Annotated in this window: 18 protein-coding genes; 10 read left to right on the forward strand and 8 right to left on the reverse strand. The window is 67.0% G+C overall.

What is annotated here, in order from left to right:
• Positions 1 to 247 precede the first annotated feature (247 nt).
• From AB9K35_RS18905 to AB9K35_RS18915, 3 genes are all read right to left on the reverse strand, one after another.
• A complete protein-coding gene (locus AB9K35_RS18905; protein WP_369928497.1) occupies positions 248 to 1087 on the reverse strand; it encodes an EAL domain-containing protein in 840 nt (279 codons plus the stop codon).
• A 178-nt stretch (positions 1088 to 1265) separates the two neighbouring features.
• Positions 1266 to 1607 carry a hypothetical protein gene (locus AB9K35_RS18910; RefSeq protein WP_222456312.1) on the reverse strand — a complete coding sequence of 114 codons (342 nt, stop codon included), beginning with the start codon at positions 1605 to 1607 and terminating at the stop codon, positions 1266 to 1268.
• A 129-nt stretch (positions 1608 to 1736) separates the two neighbouring features.
• Positions 1737 to 2297 (reverse strand): TlpA disulfide reductase family protein, encoded by a 561-nt coding sequence (locus AB9K35_RS18915; protein WP_369928500.1) that lies wholly within the window; start codon positions 2295 to 2297, stop codon positions 1737 to 1739.
• A 22-nt stretch (positions 2298 to 2319) separates the two neighbouring features.
• Here AB9K35_RS18915 and argH point away from each other — a divergent pair, with 22 nt between their 5' ends.
• The 6 genes from argH to AB9K35_RS18945 all read left to right on the forward strand — a co-directional run bounded on the left by argH (position 2320) and on the right by AB9K35_RS18945 (position 8600).
• Complete coding sequence (gene argH, locus AB9K35_RS18920) at positions 2320 to 3714, forward strand: argininosuccinate lyase (RefSeq protein ID WP_369928502.1); 1395 nt, start codon at positions 2320 to 2322, stop codon at positions 3712 to 3714.
• Between the two features lie 36 nt (positions 3715 to 3750).
• Positions 3751 to 3927, forward strand: coding sequence for a hypothetical protein (locus tag AB9K35_RS18925; protein ID WP_369928504.1), 177 nt, complete (start codon positions 3751 to 3753; stop codon positions 3925 to 3927).
• A 91-nt stretch (positions 3928 to 4018) separates the two neighbouring features.
• Complete coding sequence (locus tag AB9K35_RS18930) at positions 4019 to 4183, forward strand: hypothetical protein (protein ID WP_369928506.1); 165 nt, start codon at positions 4019 to 4021, stop codon at positions 4181 to 4183.
• 329 nt (positions 4184 to 4512) lie between these two features.
• Positions 4513 to 4644: a hypothetical protein gene (locus tag AB9K35_RS18935; protein WP_369928508.1), complete on the forward strand. Its 132-nt coding sequence runs from the start codon at positions 4513 to 4515 to the stop codon at positions 4642 to 4644.
• Positions 4645 to 4653: 9 nt separating this feature from the next.
• Complete coding sequence (lysA, locus tag AB9K35_RS18940) at positions 4654 to 5919, forward strand: diaminopimelate decarboxylase (protein ID WP_369928510.1); 1266 nt, start codon at positions 4654 to 4656, stop codon at positions 5917 to 5919.
• Positions 5920 to 5987: 68 nt separating this feature from the next.
• Positions 5988 to 8600, forward strand: a complete 2613-nt coding sequence (locus tag AB9K35_RS18945) for a TIGR02302 family protein (RefSeq protein ID WP_369928512.1) — start codon at positions 5988 to 5990, stop codon at positions 8598 to 8600.
• Positions 8601 to 8784: 184 nt separating this feature from the next.
• Here the strand turns inward: AB9K35_RS18945 and AB9K35_RS18950 are convergent, their stop codons facing one another.
• The gene (locus tag AB9K35_RS18950; RefSeq protein ID WP_369928514.1) at positions 8785 to 9771 is read right to left on the reverse strand and encodes a zinc-ribbon domain-containing protein; all 987 of its coding nucleotides are present in this window, start codon (positions 9769 to 9771) and stop codon (positions 8785 to 8787) included.
• 229 nt (positions 9772 to 10000) lie between these two features.
• Between AB9K35_RS18950 and AB9K35_RS18955 the strand changes: the two genes are divergently transcribed.
• The 4 genes from AB9K35_RS18955 to AB9K35_RS18970 are packed head-to-tail and all read left to right on the forward strand — an operon-like array spanning position 10001 to position 12906.
• On the forward strand, positions 10001 to 10678 hold the full coding sequence (locus AB9K35_RS18955; protein ID WP_222456303.1) for an ATP-binding cassette domain-containing protein: 678 nt from the start codon (positions 10001 to 10003) through the stop codon (positions 10676 to 10678).
• On the forward strand, positions 10675 to 11574 hold the full coding sequence (locus AB9K35_RS18960; protein WP_222456302.1) for an ABC transporter permease: 900 nt from the start codon (positions 10675 to 10677) through the stop codon (positions 11572 to 11574). Before AB9K35_RS18955 ends, AB9K35_RS18960 begins: the two co-directional genes overlap by 4 nt.
• Positions 11571 to 12323 (forward strand): lysophospholipid acyltransferase family protein, encoded by a 753-nt coding sequence (locus AB9K35_RS18965; RefSeq protein ID WP_369928517.1) that lies wholly within the window; start codon positions 11571 to 11573, stop codon positions 12321 to 12323. Before AB9K35_RS18960 ends, AB9K35_RS18965 begins: the two co-directional genes overlap by 4 nt.
• Entirely contained in the window at positions 12301 to 12906 is a 606-nt protein-coding gene (locus AB9K35_RS18970) for a pyridoxamine 5'-phosphate oxidase family protein (protein ID WP_369928519.1), read from the forward strand. The genes AB9K35_RS18965 and AB9K35_RS18970 overlap by 23 nt, the downstream gene beginning before the upstream one ends.
• Before the next feature lie 155 nt (positions 12907 to 13061).
• On the opposite strand, the gene lpdA is transcribed toward AB9K35_RS18970, so the two are convergent.
• The 4 genes from lpdA to odhB form a co-directional block, all read right to left on the reverse strand.
• On the reverse strand, positions 13062 to 14453 hold the full coding sequence (gene lpdA, locus AB9K35_RS18975; RefSeq protein WP_369928521.1) for a dihydrolipoyl dehydrogenase: 1392 nt from the start codon (positions 14451 to 14453) through the stop codon (positions 13062 to 13064).
• A gap of 92 nt (positions 14454 to 14545) precedes the next feature.
• Entirely contained in the window at positions 14546 to 14956 is a 411-nt protein-coding gene (locus AB9K35_RS18980) for an MAPEG family protein (RefSeq protein ID WP_369928523.1), read from the reverse strand.
• Entirely contained in the window at positions 14953 to 15222 is a 270-nt protein-coding gene (locus AB9K35_RS18985; protein ID WP_369928525.1) for a hypothetical protein, read from the reverse strand. The genes AB9K35_RS18980 and AB9K35_RS18985 overlap by 4 nt, the downstream gene beginning before the upstream one ends.
• A 70-nt stretch (positions 15223 to 15292) precedes the next feature.
• Positions 15293 to 16831 carry a 2-oxoglutarate dehydrogenase complex dihydrolipoyllysine-residue succinyltransferase gene (gene odhB, locus AB9K35_RS18990; RefSeq protein WP_369928527.1) on the reverse strand — a complete coding sequence of 513 codons (1539 nt, stop codon included), beginning with the start codon at positions 16829 to 16831 and terminating at the stop codon, positions 15293 to 15295.
• Positions 16832 to 16836: the final 5 nt, after the last annotated feature.

Genomic DNA, 16836 nt, shown 5'->3' on the forward strand with positions numbered 1-16836 from the left:
GTCATGTGCGCAACAGTCTTTTCGTCTCCTCCAGGAACCGGCTTAATCTATTGCTGCACGTGCAGCAATTGACAGGGTGTCCCAGGGGCAGGCGCCGAGTCAACCGTCAGCGCAGGTCGATGCAGCAGGATTCTGCGGAGTTTTCGAAAAAGCCTGTCTTGACGCTGCGGTGCAGCAAGCGCCGCCGCGCGGGCTGTCGGGACCGGGATCGCCCCGGCCGACGTCGCGCGCGGCGGGCGCGAAGAAATCAGCCGACCTGTTGGCGGTGCTTCATGTCGTCGATCCAGGAGGGCGACACGGAGGGGGCGCCGAACAGGTAGCCTTGCAGGCAGTCGACGCCGTTGGAGACCAGGAACTCCGCATCGGCCTGGGTCTCCACCGATTCCGCGACGCAGAACATGTCGAACTGCTTGGCGATGCCGACCAGCGCGCGGACCACGGCCTGATTGTCGTGATTGGCGTGCACGCCGCGCACGAACTGGCCGTCGATCTTGACCGCGTCAAAGAAGAACTGGCGGAAATGGCCGATGGCGGTGGTGCTGGCGCCAAAATTATCCAGGGCGAAGGCAATGCCATGCGGCTGCATCCGGCCCATGAAATCGGTGACCAGTTCCGGCGCGGCCATGGCCGAGGCCTCGCTGATTTCCAGCAGCAGCCGTTCACCGAGGGTCTCGTCGCGTTTCAGGAAACGTTCCAGTACCCGCGTCCAGCGCTGGTAGCCGATGGAGCGCGCCGACATGTTGACCGACAGACGGATCTGGGGAAATTGTTCCAGCGCGCGCAGGCCGTGTTGCAGCGCAAGGCAATCCAGCTCGCGGCCCAGTTCCTTGTCCTCGACCACATGCATGAATTCGCGGGCCGGGATGACCCGGCCGGTGGCGTCCAGCACCCGGATGTAGCCCTCGTAGAAGGCCACCCCATGCGGCTCCAGCGCCTGCATGATCGGCTGATAGGCCAGCACCGTCTGGTCGTGCTTGATCGCCTCGGCCACCATGTCGAGCGTGGACTGATCGCGCCCCGCGACAGCGGCGCTGAGCGGGTTTTCCGCCCCTTCGGGCAATACGGCCTTGCCGTGTTTCTTTCTCATTCTGCTGCGGCCCCATTCCGGCAAAGGTGTAACACAGTATGATGCTTGCCGCAGCATCGGGCAAAAGGGTTGATGCGGGATTAAAGATCGCATTTGAATGAACCGGATGCCGCGCCCCCCCCAGGACCCGTTTCGGGCCGCTGCGGGGGCCGAGGCGACGTCCGGTTCGGGCGCTGGCTCAGACCGCCACTGCCATGTGCTGCGGTGGCGACAGCAGCTGCATCCGCACCACCCGTTCGACAAAGGGTACCAACCCTTCCGAGCCCGAGGCGCGGTCCTTGAGGTGTATGCAGACATCGGGCCGGAGCGCGGCGATGATGCCAATCAGGTCGCCGCGGATGCGGTCATCCAGCCCCGCGCCCATGATGACGCAGGCGATGCGCGGCTCGCTCTCGAGCTGGCGCACCACCTCGGGCTGGTCATGCGCGCCCAGCCAGTGAATCGGCAGATGGTCCAGCTGCCTGGCCACATCGCCGATCACATGTGGCAACTTGCCGATCAGTAACACGACAGGTTTCATATCTCGTTCTCCCATTCGCGCCGCACAGCGGCGGCCTCCATGGAATAGAGATAGTGCAGTTGCCCGCCGGGTCAGGGCACAGCCCGGCTATCGTCCATCAGGCAGGGAAGGCGGGCCAGGGAGAGAACCCTAGCTGTCGATCATCGCCCGAATGATCGCCTTGGCGCTCTCCGAGTTCCACTCGGCATCGCCCAGCAGCCGGGCAACCTCCTGCCCGTCACGGTCCAGCAGCACGGTGATCGGCAGGCCGATCACCGCCATCTCGCGGGCCAGCGCCTGTTTCGGATCCTGATGGCGGGGCAGGTTGTCGATGCCGGTTTCATCAAAGAATTTCTGGATTCCCACCGGCGAGTTGCGGCCCGTGGCGATGGTCAGAACCTCGAAATCCTCGCCGCCGAACTCCGCCTGCAGTTCCGCCAGCTGCGGCATTTCCTTGCGGCAGGGCGCGCACCATGTGGCCCAGAAGTTCACCAGCACCACCTTGCCGCGGTAGTCCTCGAGGCTGGTCATCCCGGCCTCATCTGCGAGGTGGAAGGCGGTGGCCGAGACCGGCTTTGGCTCGGCATGCACCACAAGTTTCTTCATGGAACCGTCGCGCAGCGCCTCCAGCTGCGCCGGCTCGGCGGCAAAGGCCGCATTTGCACCCAAGGCAAGGGCCATATAAAGGGAAAGCTGACGAAACAGACGCATATTATCTCCGGGGTTCCACACCATGACAGATCAATCCTCGAACCAGATGTGGGGCGGCCGCTTTGCCGCTGGCCCGGACGCGATCATGGAGGCGATCAACGCCTCGATCGGGTTCGACAAGCGGATGGCGGCGCAGGACATTGCCGGCTCCAGGGCCCATGCGGCGATGCTCGCCGCCACAGGTGTCATTACGGATAATGATGCCGAGGCCATTCGGGAAGGGCTGCTCACCGTTTTGTCAGAGATCGAGGGCGGAACTTTCCAGTTTTCCACCGCGCTGGAAGACATCCACATGAACGTGGAGGCCCGCCTGAAAGAGATCATCGGCGAGCCTGCGGGCCGTCTGCACACTGGCCGCAGCCGCAATGACCAGGTGGCGACCGATTTCAAACTCTGGGTGCGTGACCAGCTGGACGCGGCGGAATCGGGCCTGCTGGCGCTGATCCGCGCGCTTCTGTCGCAGGCCGAGGCGGGGGCCGATTGGGTGATGCCGGGCTTTACCCACCTGCAGACCGCGCAGCCGGTGACCTGGGGCCACCACATGATGGCCTATGTCGAGATGTTCGGCCGCGATCTGTCCCGGGTGCGCGATGCCCGCGTCCGGATGAACGAATCACCCCTGGGCTCGGCGGCATTGGCAGGCACCTCCTTCCCGATCGACCGGGAGATGACCGCAAGCGCGCTGGGCTTTGACCGGCCGACCGCCAACTCGCTCGATGCGGTGTCTGACCGCGACTTCGCGCTGGAGTTCCTGTCGGTGGCGTCGATCTGCGCCATGCACCTCAGCCGCTTTGCCGAAGAGCTGGTGATCTGGTCCTCGGCGCAGTTCCGGTTTGTCACCCTGTCGGACCGTTTCTCCACCGGCTCGTCGATCATGCCGCAGAAGAAGAACCCGGATGCCGCCGAGCTGATCCGCGCCAAGGTGGGCCGGATCTTCGGCGCCAACACCGCGCTGATGATGGTGATGAAGGGGCTGCCGCTCGCCTATTCCAAGGACATGCAGGAAGACAAGGAACAGGTGTTTGACGCGGCCGACAACTGGATGCTGGCGCTGGCGGCGATGGAAGGCATGGTCAAGGACATGAGCGCCAACCGCGAGGCGCTGGCGGCGGCGGCGGGCTCCGGCTTCTCCACCGCCACCGATCTCGCCGACTGGCTGGTGCGGGTGCTCAAGGTGCCGTTCCGCGACGCCCACCATGTCACCGGAACGCTGGTCGCCATGGCGGAAAGCCGCGGGTGCGATTTGCCGGATCTGAGCCTGGAGGATATGCAGGGCGTACACGACGGCATCACCGAGGATGTCTTCTCGGTGCTCGGGGTCGAAAATTCGGTCAACTCGCGCATGTCTTACGGTGGCACCGCCCCGGCGCAGGTGCGCGCGCAGGTGGCCCGGTGGAAAAAGATGCTGGAGGGCTGAGGCCCGGCCACCCGCGCAGCTGCAAGGAGGCAGAACATGCGGTACAGGATTATTGCGGTGCTGGGGCTGGCGATGCTGTGCGCCTGCGGTGTCGATGGCGAACCGGTGCAGCCGTCGCTGAATGCCGGGGTCGGTATCGGCAGTGGCGGTGTTCATGTCGGCGGCGCGGTTGGTCTCAGCAAAGGTCCGCTGCACGTGGCCCTTGGGTTCTGAGCGCACGCCCCCTTGACCGGCGGCGTATCACGCCCCACCTCCAAAACCGTCCGGGCCGATGTCCGGACGGTTTTTTCTTGGAGACGTCGCGATGAAATCTGCACTTCTGGCGCTGGCACTGGCCGCAACCACGATGATGGCCGCCTGTGATACCGGCGCCTCCGGAGACCGCGCCGCGGCGTCGCAGAAGCCCGCACCCTCCAGCGGGGTGTCGGTTTCGGGGTATGCGCGGATAGGGGTCTCGCACAGCTTCTGAACCGGTCCGCCGAGGGGCGCCGGGTCAGCGAAAACGCCGTCGATGTGGTCGGCTCGATCCGTTGCGGAAATCCTGGGAAAGCGCGCAACGGTTGGGAGTGGCGGCGCCGCCACGAGGGCGGAGGCGGGACGGGCGTATCCGCCCGCACGCTGAACGTTGTCTCTGCGTGCCCCTGCCACGGGGCCCTGTTCCAAGCGGCCGGGGGTGTCAGCCCCGGCACGTGATCGCGATCCGGGACACAATGACACAACCGCTTTTAACATCGGGTGAGAGGGGCGTGCGCTACCACCGCAACAGTGCGCCTGGCGCTGGCCTCGTGCAGTGAGTAATTGGAGAAAGATGAAGCGCGCGGCGGCGTTTTCATCTTTCCTCAAATACTCAAAAAACCAACGCCTGCTGTAGGCGTCGGCGCGGCGGGTGGCGCGGGAATTCAATTGATCCGCCAGCCCGTTTTGCCCTAAACGCGGGGCATGGACCATTTTCTCTACCGCGACGGCGCGCTTTACGCCGAAGACGTTCCCATCTCCGAGATCGCCGCGGCGGTGGGCACTCCGTTCTATGTCTATTCCACAGCAACCCTGTTGCGCCATTTCCGCCTGTTCGACGAGGCGCTGGAAGGCACCGACCACATGGTCTGCTATGCGATGAAGGCGGCCTCCAACCAGGCCATCCTGAAGACGCTGGCGCAGGCGGGCGCGGGCATGGACGTGGTGAGCCAGGGCGAATACCTGCGGGCCAAGGCCGCGGGCGTGCCGGGCGACAGGATCGTGTTTTCCGGCGTCGGCAAGACGGCAGAGGAAATCCGCGTCGCGCTGAGTGGCGGCATCCGCCAGTTCAACGTCGAGTCCGAGCCGGAAATGGAAGTGATCAACGCGGTGGCGCAGGAGCTGGGCGTGGTGGCACCGATCACCATCCGGGTGAACCCGGATGTCGACGCCAAGACCCATGCCAAGATCGCCACCGGCAAATCCGAGAACAAGTTCGGCATCCCGATTGCCCGCGCCCGCGAGGTCTATGCCCGCGCCGCCGCCCTGCCGGGGCTGGACGTGGTGGGGATCGATGTCCACATCGGCTCGCAGCTGACCGAGCTGGAGCCGTTCCGGCTGGCCTATCAGAAGGTCGCCGAGCTGACCGAAACCCTGCGCGCCGATGGCCACGACATCCGCCGTCTGGACCTGGGCGGCGGACTTGGCATTCCTTACGAGCGCTCCAACACTGCGCCGCCGCTGCCGGTGGAATACGGGCAGATGGTCAAGGAGACGCTGGGCCACCTTGGCTGCGAGCTGGAGATCGAGCCGGGGCGGCTGATTGCCGGCAACGCGGGGCTGCTGGTCTCCAAGGTGATCTACGTGAAATCCGGCGAGGGCCGCGATTTCCTGATCATTGACGGCGCCATGAACGACCTGATCCGCCCGGCGATGTATGAAGCCCATCACGACATCGTGCCGGTGCAGGAAGCGGCGGCGGGCGTCGAGCAGCAGCCCTATGACATCGTCGGCCCGGTCTGTGAGACAGGCGACACCTTCGCCAAGCAGCGCAACATGCCGCCGCTGGCGGCGGGCGATCTGGTCGCCTTTCGCAGCGCTGGCGCCTATGGCGCGGTGATGGCCAGCGAGTACAACTCGCGTCCGCTGATCCTAGAAGTGCTGGTGCATGAAGATCAATTCGCGGTTATTCGCGCGCGTCCCACCTTTGACGAAATGATAAACCGCGATACCATCCCCCAGTGGCTCTGAGCCCGGTCCGCTGTGGCCGGGCCTGAACTGGCGCGACCCTGCGCGGGCCACCTGCAGATGAGGCCCGCATGCCAAGTGACCGTTACGGCAACCAGACCCGCAACAGCCCGCCGCAACCGGAGCTGAGCCACCTGCGCTGGCCGCTGCGGCTGACGCAGGCGGGGATGGTGGCGGAGCGGGGCTTGCGTGCCTTCTGGCCGCTGGCATCGGTGCTGATGGTGGTGCTGGCAACGCTGATGCTGGGAGTGCACCAGTGGTTCGCGGCGGAGCTGATCTGGGGCGCGGCAGCGGTGGCGCTGCTGGCTGGCGCTGTCGCCTTGGGTTGGGGATTGTGGCGGTTTCGTTGGCCCGGTCGCATGGCTGCGCTGGCGCGACTGGATGAAACCCTGCCGGGGCGGCCGGTTTCGGCGCTGCTGGACCGGCAGGCAAGTGGCGCCGATGACGCGGCCTCGGCGGCGCTGTGGCAGGCGCACCAGCGGCGCATGGCCCAAGTGACGCGCGCCGCGCGTCCCGCCAAGCCGGATCTGAACATTGCTGCCGCTGACCCCTATGCCTTGCGCTACATGGCGGCATTGATGCTGGCGGTGGCGCTTCTGTTCGGCTCAGTCTGGCAGGTGGCGACGGTGCGGGACCTGGGCCTCGGTCGCAGCGCCGGTTTGACCGGCCCTGCCTGGGAAGGCTGGGCCGAGCCACCGGCCTACACCCGCTTGCCGGTTCTTTACCTGAACGATCAGGCCGCAGGGGTGCTGGCGCTGCCGCAGGGCAGTCGCCTGACGCTGCGCTTCTATGGGGAAACCGGGGCGTTGACGCTGGTCGAGGACGTCTCGGGCGGCGCGGATGGCGGACAGGGGACGGCGGTGGATGGCGCCGCGCCGACCTTCACCGTGTCCCGCAGCGGGTCCGTGGAAATCGACGGTCCGGGCGGGCGCAGTTGGCAGGTCGAGATGATCCCCGATCAGCCGCCGCGTATCGCGGCGGCAGGGCAGCCGCAGCTGGCGGAGGACGGGGTGACCACCTTGGCGTTCTCGGCGCGGGACGATTACGGCGTGGCAGCGGGCCAAGCGCGGATTACCCTGGACCTGGCCGCGGTGGAGCGGAGCCACGGGCTGGCCATCGACCCCGACCCGCGTGCGCCGCTGGTGCTGGATCTGCCCTTGCCGATCACCGGCTCGCGGCAGGCATTCACCGAGCAGCTGGTCGAGGATTTTGCCCGACACCCCTGGGCCAACCTGCCGGTGGTGTTCACGTTTTCCGTCGTCGATGAAGCTGGCCAATCCGCGGCGGCGGCAGGTTTCGGTGCGCCGCTGGTGACGCGGCGCTTCTTTGATCCGCTGGCGGCGGCGGTGGCCGAGCAGCGCCGCGACCTGTTGTGGGCACGCGCCAATGCGCCGCGGGTGGCGCAGGTGCTGCGCACGCTGTCGCATCGGCCCGAAGGGGTCTTTCGCGACTATGGGGACTATCTGCGGCTGCGCACGATCCTGCGGCGGCTGGAGGCCCATACGGTGCAGGGCAGCATAGCCGAGGAGCGGCAGGAGGAAATCGCGGCGGCGCTGTGGGATCTGGCGATCCAGCTGGAGGAGGGCGACGTGGGCGATGCGCTGGAACGGATGCGCCGCGCCCAAGAGCAGCTGAGCCAGGCGATGCGCGATGGCGCCAGCGAGCAGGAAATCGCCCGTCTGATGCAGGAGTTGCGCGAGGCCACCCAGGACTATCTGCGCCAGCTCAGCCGTCAGGCCGAGGCCGAGGGTGAGATGGGCGTGCCGGGTGGCAACCCCCAGGACATGATGACGCTCAGCCAGGATGACCTGCAGGCGATGATGGACCGCATCCAGAAGCTGATGGAGCAGGGCCGCATGGCGGAGGCCGAGCAGGCGCTGCGTGAATTCCAGCAGATGATGGAAAACATGCGCATGACGCGCTCGCAGCAGGGGCAGGGCGGCGGCAACGAAGGCCGCGAAGCGATGGAGGGGCTGGGCGAAACCCTGCGGGAGCAGCAGGGGTTGTCGGACCAGGCCTTCCGCGATCTGCAGGAACAGTTCAACCCCGGTGCGCGCAGCGGCGAAAGCCAGGGCAACGAGGGCCGTGACGGCGGCCTGGGACGTGGCCAGCAGCATCAGGGTGGCCAGGGGGGGCAGGGCGCCGACAGTGGTCGTGACGGGCAGGGCAGCGATGGCCGCAGCGGTCGCAGCGGCGAGGGCGGCTCACTTGCGGACCGCCAACAGGCGCTGCGCCAGCAGCTGCAGCGTCAGCGCGACGGGCTGCCCTACCTGGGCGGAGAGGCTGGCGAGGCCGCGCGCGAGGCGCTGGATCGGGCCGGACGGGCCATGGAGGGCGCCGAACAGGCGCTGCGGGACGGCGACCGGGCCGAGGCGATCGACCGCCAGTCCGAGGCGATGGAGGCCTTGCGGGAAGGGATGCGCAGCATGGGCGAAGCGCTCGCCGAGCAGCAGCAGAACGGCCAGCCCAACGGTCAGGGGCAGCCCTCGGCAACAGCCGAAGGCGGGCGCCTCGACCCGCTGGGGCGCAGTAACGGCGGCATTGATGATGGCGGCAAGGTCGGCGAGGGGCAGGCCTATCGCCGCGCCTGGGACCTGTTGGAGGACATCCGCCGCCGGGCCGGAGAACGCGAACGCAGCGAGAGGGAGCGCAGCTACCTGCAAAGGTTGCTGGACCGCTTCTGATAGCGAGGCCCGTTCCGATGGCGGAGCCGCCCGGGTCGATAGGGGCGCAGAAACCGACTTGGAGAGCGCATCGCGCCGGGCAACCCGCGGACTTGCGAGCGCGACCACGGGCAATGGCCAGCAAAGGTGACGGAGGGGCGGCGCGCTTGGGCAGAAAACGCGGGCGGCTTTTTTCTGTGCCGCGTTACTGCGTGGTCATGCCCCGCACCTGGGTATCCAGCCACAGCCGCGCCTGATCGACCCAGGCGACATAGCTGTCGAGCGCCGGTTCCACCTGCGGCAGCGTGTCGGCGATCACCGTGGCCTTGTCATAGACCAGCACCAGCAGCAGTCCGGCCACCACCGACAGGGTGAAACCGCGGGCAAAGTCGCTCCGCCGTCGCGGCGCGGGTGGGTGCGGATCGGATTGCGATGCCGACGGCGCGGTTCCGGCGCCGCTGGCGCGCAGGGTGGAGTTGATTTCCTCGATATCGGGCAGCAGTTCGCGGCGCTTGCCGGTTTCGGCAGCGGCGGCCAGCCGCGGATCCTCGCCGCGCAACCGGGCCATGCGGTCGCGGGCCTCGCGCCCGCGTTGCGCGTCCTCGGTTTCCGCGGCGCGTGCCGGGCGGCGGGGTTCCTGCAGGCCGAGGTCGGGTTGGCTTTCGAGGCTTTCGGCCTCCTTGGCACGCAGGGCAGCTTCGCGCTCGGCCTCTTCGCGCAGGATTTCAGACAGGGCCGGGTCCAGGCTGCGGCTGCGCACCGGCGGGGTCTCGTCCGGCTGCATGGGCGCAGTGTCCTCGTCGTGCTCTTCCAACTCTCGCGGCGCGGCGGGCTCAGCCGGGTCCGGCCGGGACGTCGGCTCGTCACTGGCCTCGGGCTCTTCGGTGGGCGCCGAGGTGGCGGTGGGGGACTCCGGTGCGGCGGCCGGTTTCGGCGCTGGCTCTCGCTCAGGCGTGGAGGGCGCTGCCTGCGACGGTGGCTTTGCAGCGGCCGGGGCAGAGTGTTCCGCGTCGGTCTCCTGCGGTGCAGCGGCGCTGTCGGCGTCTGTGGTCGTCGGCTCCGCGGCCCACGCGGCCGCGGCCTGGAACCAGGTTTCACCACAGTTCGAACATTGCACATCGCGCCCTTCGGCCGGGATCACCTCCTCCGGGACTTCGTACTGGGCTGCGCAATTCGGGCAGGTCAGGCGCATCATGCTCTCCTCGGCACCATCCCGCCAGCCGCGGTTGCAACTGCGGGCGGCGGGTTGTTTTTCAAGGGATTATATGTGCACCCGTGCGCCGGTGAAAGGGTCAATCACGGGGGCTGGCCCGGCCTGCGCCGCGCGGCGGTATCCGCGCAACAGAGCCCCCATTGAAACTGCGTGCCCCTTGGGGCAAAACAGCCGGGTCCCGAACGCGGGACGTAACCAGGGGGCAGCCGTGATCGAGCTGGAGAACGTAGGCTACAACTACGGCGGCGGAGAGCTGCTGAATGCCGTGTCGGTGCAGCTGGCGCCGGGGTCGTTCCATTTCCTGACCGGCCCGTCCGGCGCGGGCAAGACCACGCTTTTGAAACTGTGCTACGGCGCGCTGACCCCGACCGCGGGGCGGGTGCGGGCCTTCAACATGGATGTGCAGGGACTGGACCGCGACCAGATGGCCTATCTGCGCCGCCGGGTTGGCGTGGTGCATCAGGATTGCCGCTTTCTGGACCATTTGCCGGTGATCGAGAACATCGCCCTGCCGCTGCTGGTTTCGGGCCGCGAGTTGAGCCATGAGGAGGCGAACCTGCGGGAGCTTTTGAACTGGGTCGGGCTCAGCGAGCGCGCCCATGCGCTGCCGCCGGAACTGTCGGGCGGTGAACGCCAGCGGGCGGCGCTGGCGCGTTCGGTGATCCTGTCGCCGGATGTGATCATTGCCGATGAACCCACGGGCAACGTCGACTGGGAAATGTCGCAGCGGCTGCTGCAGCTGTTGGTGGAGCTGAACCGGATGGGCAAGACGATCCTGGTGGCCACCCATGACCTGTCGCTGATCCGTGCCGCCAAGAACCAGGTGCAGGCACGGGTGCTGCGGATTTCCAACCGGCAGTTGCAGCTGGCGGGGGCGGACCTATGACCGAGGGCAAGCTGCGCAAGCTGGTGCTGGGCGATACCCAGGCCAACCGGGTGGTGCCGCCCAGCGGATTCACCGCCCATCTGACCCTGTTCGTATCCGGCGCCATGGCGTTTCTGGCGGTGTTTGCGCTGGCGCTGTCGATGGCCTCGGGGCGGCTGGCGGACCAATGGGCCGAGGAGCTGGCCCGCGCCGCCACCCTGCGTATCAACGCACCGGCAGAGCAGCGCGTGGCCCAGACCGAGGCGGCGCTGGAGATCCTGCGCCAGACGCCGGGGGTGGCCACCGCCCGTGCCCTGTCCGGCGAGGAGCAGGCGGCCCTGCTGGCGCCCTGGTTCGGCGCGACCCTGCCCGCGGGCAGCCTGCCGCTGCCGCAGCTGATCGAGGTGACGGCGGATGGCAACGGCTATGACGCCACCGGGCTGCGGCTGCGCCTGCAGGCCGAGGTGCCCGGCGCGGTGCTGGACGACCACACCCGCTGGCGCGAGCCGCTGGTGGACGCGGCGCGCTCGCTGCGCCGTCTCGCCTGGGTGTCGATCCTGCTGATCGGCGGCGCTACCGCCGCGATGATCACGCTGGCCGCAAATGCGGCGCTGGCGGCCAACGCCCAGGTGATCGAGGTCCTGCGGCTGGTCGGCGCGCTCGACAGCTATATCGCCCAGGCCTTCATCCGGCGGTTTACCCTGCGCGCGCTGAGCGGCGCGGCCGTGGGCGTGCTGCTGGGGATGATCGGGGTCTGGCTGATGCCGGAAGCCTCGGATGAGGGCGGCTTCCTCACCGGTCTGGGGTTCCAGGGCTGGGGCTGGCTGGTACCGCTGGCGATCCCGCCACTCGGCGCGCTGGTCGCCTTTGCCGCAACCACCCGCGCGGCCACCAAACGTCTGGGGGAACTTACGTGAAATTTGCGATCCAATGGCTGCGTTCGGCGGTCTTTACCATGCAGATGTACCTGATGATGCTGCTGATGGGCATCCTGTTTGCGCCCTGGGCGGCGGTGTCGCGCAAGGGCGCGCGGATGGCCTGCAAAAGCTATGCGCGCTGGGTGCTGTGGACTGCCACCTGGATGGTCGGCATCCGCTCCGAGGTGCGCGGAGAAGTGCCGCAGGGCGAGGTGATCGTTGCCGCCAAGCACCAGAGTTTTCTGGATATTCTGATCATTTTCAACGCGCTGCCCTCGGCCCGCTTCATCATGAAGCGCGAGCTGATGTGGACGCCGGTGATCGGCGTCTATGCCAAGCGGCTGGGCTGCGTGCCGGTGAACCGCGGCAAGCGCGGTGCCGCCATCACCAAGATGGTGCGCGATGTCGCGGCCGAGAACCGCGAGCCGGGGCAGCTGGTGATCTACCCGCAGGGCACCCGCGTCGCGCCGGGGGCGCAGAAACCCTACAAAATCGGCACCGCGGTGCTGTACGAGGGGTTGAACCAGCCCTGCGTGCCGGTGGCGACGAATGTCGGCGTGTTCTGGCCGCGCACCGGGATCTACCGCAAGCCGGGACTGGCGGTGGTGGAGTTCCTTGAGCCGATCCAGCCCGGCGTCGAGCGGGCGGATTTCATGACGCGGCTGGAGCATGAGGTGGAACGGCGCTCGGATGCGTTGATGGCCGCAGCGGGGTTCGAGGGACCACATGAATTATCTCAGCAGCATTGACGAGCTGGAGGCGCTTTACGGGACACCGGGAGCGCCTTCTTTACGTAAGGTGGCCCGGCAGATGACGCCGCTCTACCGAAAGTGGATCAGGGCGTCGAAACTTTGTGTGCTGTCCACGGTTGGCCCCGAGGGCACCGACGGCAGCCCGCGCGGCGATGACGGGCCGGTGGTGGCTGAGCTTGGCCCCGCCACCCTGGCACTGCCGGACTGGCGCGGCAACAACCGGCTGGACAGCTTGCGCAACATCGTGCGGGACGGACGGGTGTCGCTGATGTTTTTGGTGCCGGGATCGAACAACGTGGTACGGGTCAACGGCATGGCGCGGCTGACCGCAGATGCGGACCTGCGGGCGCGGTTCGAAAAGAACGGCAAGCTGCCCGCCACGGTGATCGTCATCAAGATCGGTGAGATTTACAGCCAATGCGCCCGCGCCCTGATGCGGGCGGGCACCTGGAGCGGTCAGGACGAGAGCGCAGGCCTGCCCACGATGGGCGATATCCTGGCCGAGCAGACCGCGGGCGAAGAGGGCGGTGCGGTGTATGACGCCGGTTGGGATGCCCGCGCAGCCAAGACCATGTGGTAGCGCGCCTGCGGCGGCTGAGTTTGGGAAGTTCACAAACTTCTTGCCAGACGTGTTCAGAAGACTTTTCGGCAAGCGCGGCGGGCTCGTGATGCTTGCAAAGGAAAAGGGCAGCTGTCTCCAGCTGCCCTTTGGTGTCTTTCGTGGATCGACCCGGATCAGCTGTGGATCGGGCCGTCGCCGCAGGCCAGCGCCGCTTCGCGCACGGCTTCGGAATAGGTCGGATGCGCGTGGCAGGTCAGCGCCACATCCTCGGCCGAAGCACCAAATTCCATCGCAACGCACAGTTCGTGGATCATGTCGCCAGCCGCCGGGCCGATGATCGCAGCCCCCAGGATGCGGTCGGTTTCGGCATCGGTGATGATCTTGACGAACCCGCCCTCGGCCTGGCCCACGGCCTTGGCGCGGGCGTTGCCCATGAACATGAACTTGCCGACCTTGACCTTCTTGCCCTCGGCCTTCAGCGCGTCCTCGGTCTGGCCGACGGTGGCAACCTCGGGCGTGGTGTAGACGACGCCGGGGATGACGCTGTAGTTCACGTGACCGTGCTTGCCCGCGATCACCTCGGCCACCGCCATGCCCTCATCCTCGGCCTTGTGGGCGAGCATCGGGCCTTCGATCACGTCGCCGATGGCGTAGATGCCCTTGACGTTGGTGGACCAGCGGTCGTCGGTGGCGATCTGGCCGCGTTCGGTCATCTTGACGCCAAGCGCGTCCAGTCCGAGACCCTCGGAATAGGGCTTGCGGCCGGTGGCGACCAGCACCACGTCGGCGTCCAGCACCACCTCGTCGCCGCCCTTCTTGGGCTGGTACTTGACCTTGGCCTTGGTTTTGGAGGTTTCCACCGACTGCACGGCGGCGCCCATCACGAAGTTCAGGCCCTGCTTTTCCAGGATCCGCTTGAAGCTGCGCTGCACGTCCTTGTCCATGCCGGGGCAGACCGCGTCCATGTATTCGATCACGGTCACCTCGGAGCCGAGGCGGGCATAGACCGAGCCCAGCTCGAGTCCGATCACGCCGGCGCCGATCACGGCCAGTTTCTTCGGGATCTTCGGCAGCTCCAGCGCGCCGGTGGAGGAGACCACGATCTTCTCGTCGATCTCGACGCCGGGAATGGAGGCAGGCACCGAGCCAGAGGCGATCACGATGTTCTTGGCCTCATGCACATCGTCGCCGACCTTGACCTTGCCGGCCTCGGGGATGGAGGCCCAGCCCTTGATCCAGTCGATCTTGTTCTTCTTCATCAGGAACTCGACACCGCCGGTGTTCTGGCCGATGACCTCGTCCTTGTAGGCCTTCATCTGGTCCCAGTCGACCGAAGGGCTTTTGCCCTTGAGGCCCATATGGGCGAAGTTGTGCTCTGCCTCGTGCAGCAGGTGGGTCGAGTGCAACAGCGCCTTGGAGGGGATGCAGCCCACGTTCAGGCAGGTGCCGCCGAGGGTTTCGCGGCCTTCCACGATGGCGGTTTTCAGGCCCAGCTGGGCGCAGCGGATGGCGCAGACATAGCCGCCGGGGCCAGCGCCGATTACGATCACGTCATAGGATGCCATGTGTCATGTGCTCCTTTAGGGTTGAGCGGGGAGGGGGCGCTGCCCCCGGCCCTTGCGGGCCTCCCCCGGAGTGTATGGGCAAAGGTGAAGGGTCAAGTGAGACAGGCGGCCAGCATGGCCGCGGTTGCGAAGTAGCCGGCCAGCCAGATCAGGCTGCGCCAGGGCGTCCAGCCAAAGGCATAGGCGGGAATGTAGAGCACGCGCGCGCCGAGGTAGAGCCAGGCGCAGGCGGCGGTGAGGGGCGAGGATTTCTGCGCCAGCGTGACCACTACGCAGGCGATGGTGAACAGGATCAGCCCCTCGAAATGGTTGTTCATTGCCCGCCACAGTCGCGCGGTGCGGCGCGAGACCTGGTCCTGCAGATCGCCGCCCAGCCGATCACGATCACGCGGGCCGAGGGTCTGGCCCGGCTTCAGCTCGAGATTGGCCGGAACCGCCATGAGGGCGATCTGGAAGACCTGCAGGAGCGCGGCGAGGGTGAGGGCGGTGAGTTCGGGGGTCATGTGCGGTGTGTCCGGGCTTTTACCCATAGGTAGAACGGGTAAATCCATCCGAGGGCGGCATAGAGTGCAAACAGCTTGGTCGAAGGACGCTGCATTTGATGTTCGGATCCGCCGACGAATCCCAACAGCGTTGCGCCGGTGCAGACGATCCAGACCCAGAACCAAAAGGCTATCGGGCGCTGAGCCTTCCATGCGATCACGCGGTGTTTAAGCGCGAACAGCCTTGGGTATTCCTTTTCAGGATCCGGTTCGGGTTGATAGCTCATCCAGCCCACGCAGTGCTTTGACGGTGCATCGGGCCGCTTATGGGCCCGATGCGGATTGGCGGTGTGTGCCTTACAGATCCATCAGCAGGCGGCGCGGGTCTTCCAGCGCTTCCTTGACGCGGACCAGGAAGGTCACGGCGCCCTTGCCGTCGACGATGCGGTGGTCGTAGCTCAGCGCCAGGTACATCATCGGGCGGATTTCCACCTTGCCGTTGATCGCCACCGGGCGGTCCTGGATCTTGTGCATGCCGAGGATACCCGACTGCGGCGGGTTCAGGATCGGCGAGGACATCAGCGAGCCGTAGACACCGCCGTTGGAGATGGTGAAGGTGCCGCCCTGCATTTCCGCCATCGACAGCTTGCCTTCCCGGGCGCGCTTGCCCTTCTCGGCGATCGCCTTTTCGATCTCGGCAAAGGACATCGAATCCGCGTCGCGGATGACCGGCACGACCAGGCCGGTCGGGGTGCCGGCGGCGACGCCCATGTGCACGAAGTTCTTGTAGACGATGTCGGTGCCGTCGATCTCGGCGTTGACCTCGGGCACTTCCTTCAGCGCGTGGCAGCAGGCCTTGGTGAAGAAGGACATGAAGCCGAGGCGCACGCCGTGCTTCTTCTCGAACTGGTCCTTGTACTGTTTGCGCAGCTCCATCACCTCGGTCATGTCCACCTCGTTGTAGGTGGTCAGCATGGCCGCGGTGTTCTGGCTGTCCTTCAGGCGCTTGGCGATGGTCTGGCGCAGGCGGGTCATCTTCACCCGCTCTTCGCGCGCGGCGTCATCGGCAGGAACCGGCGCGCGGACCTGGGCCGGGGCCGAGGCGGGCGCGGCGGCGGGCGCCGACTTGGCGGCGGCGATGGCAGCGGCGACGTCTTCCTTCATGATGCGGCCGTCGCGACCGGTGCCGGTGACCTGGGCGGCGCTGAGGCCGGCTTCGGCCATGGCCTTCTCGGCGGAGGGCGCGTTGGCCACGTCCTTGCCCGCGGCGGCGTCAGCTGCGGCCGGGGTCTGGCCTTCGGCGGGGGCGGCCGGAGCGGCACCCGCGGCACCGCCTGCGATCACGCCCAGCTGCGAGGCGGCCTGCACGGTGGAGCCTTCCTCGGCCATGATCTCGGTCAGCACGCCGGCGGTCGGCGCGGGAACTTCGACGGAGACCTTGTCGGTTTCCAGCTCGCAGAGCATCTCGTCCTGGGCGACGGTGTCGCCGACCTTCTTGAACCACGACGAAACGGTGGCTTCGGTGACCGACTCGCCGAGCGCGGGCACCATCACCGGCACCGGTGCGCCGCCGTCGCCAGCGGGTGCGGCGGCCGGGGCCGCGCTCTTGGTGCTGGCGTCGGAGCTGCCGCCGGCGGGGGCGGGCGCCGCGGCGCCGTTGGCTTCGGTCAGGGTCGCCAGCAGCGCATCGACGCCGACGGTTTCCCCTTCGGCAGCAACGATTTCGCCGAGGGTGCCGGAGGCGGGCGAGGGCACTTCGACCGTCACCTTGTCGGTTTCCAGCTCGCAGAGCATTTCATCGGCGCTGACGCTGTCGCCGGGTTTCTTGAACCAGGTGGCCACGGTGGCCTCGGTCACGGATTCACCCAGGGTGGGTACGCGGACTTCGGTGGTCATGTCTC

The sequence above is a fragment of the Leisingera sp. XS_AS12 genome, assembly GCF_041224635.1.
Lineage (GTDB): Bacteria > Pseudomonadota > Alphaproteobacteria > Rhodobacterales > Rhodobacteraceae > Leisingera.

Excerpts from the sequence above, each read along its gene's own strand:
- AB9K35_RS18960 (WP_222456302.1), top strand. The coding sequence starts at position 10,675 with ATGACCGAGGGCAAGCTGCGCAAGCTGGTGCTGGGCGATACCCAGGCC.
- AB9K35_RS18930 (WP_369928506.1), top strand. The coding sequence starts at position 4,019 with ATGAAATCTGCACTTCTGGCGCTGGCACTGGCCGCAACCACGATGATG.
- AB9K35_RS18925 (WP_369928504.1), top strand. The coding sequence starts at position 3,751 with ATGCGGTACAGGATTATTGCGGTGCTGGGGCTGGCGATGCTGTGCGCC.
- odhB (WP_369928527.1), bottom strand. The coding sequence starts at position 16,831 with ATGACCACCGAAGTCCGCGTACCCACCCTGGGTGAATCCGTGACCGAG.
- AB9K35_RS18905 (WP_369928497.1), bottom strand. The coding sequence starts at position 1,087 with ATGAGAAAGAAACACGGCAAGGCCGTATTGCCCGAAGGGGCGGAAAAC.
- AB9K35_RS18915 (WP_369928500.1), bottom strand. The coding sequence starts at position 2,297 with ATGCGTCTGTTTCGTCAGCTTTCCCTTTATATGGCCCTTGCCTTGGGT.
- lpdA (WP_369928521.1), bottom strand. The coding sequence starts at position 14,453 with ATGGCATCCTATGACGTGATCGTAATCGGCGCTGGCCCCGGCGGCTAT.
- AB9K35_RS18985 (WP_369928525.1), bottom strand. The coding sequence starts at position 15,222 with ATGAGCTATCAACCCGAACCGGATCCTGAAAAGGAATACCCAAGGCTG.
- AB9K35_RS18980 (WP_369928523.1), bottom strand. The coding sequence starts at position 14,956 with ATGACCCCCGAACTCACCGCCCTCACCCTCGCCGCGCTCCTGCAGGTC.
- argH (WP_369928502.1), top strand. The coding sequence starts at position 2,320 with ATGACAGATCAATCCTCGAACCAGATGTGGGGCGGCCGCTTTGCCGCT.
- AB9K35_RS18950 (WP_369928514.1), bottom strand. The coding sequence starts at position 9,771 with ATGCGCCTGACCTGCCCGAATTGCGCAGCCCAGTACGAAGTCCCGGAG.
- lysA (WP_369928510.1), top strand. The coding sequence starts at position 4,654 with ATGGACCATTTTCTCTACCGCGACGGCGCGCTTTACGCCGAAGACGTT.
- AB9K35_RS18970 (WP_369928519.1), top strand. The coding sequence starts at position 12,301 with ATGAATTATCTCAGCAGCATTGACGAGCTGGAGGCGCTTTACGGGACA.
- AB9K35_RS18910 (WP_222456312.1), bottom strand. The coding sequence starts at position 1,607 with ATGAAACCTGTCGTGTTACTGATCGGCAAGTTGCCACATGTGATCGGC.
- AB9K35_RS18945 (WP_369928512.1), top strand. The coding sequence starts at position 5,988 with ATGCCAAGTGACCGTTACGGCAACCAGACCCGCAACAGCCCGCCGCAA.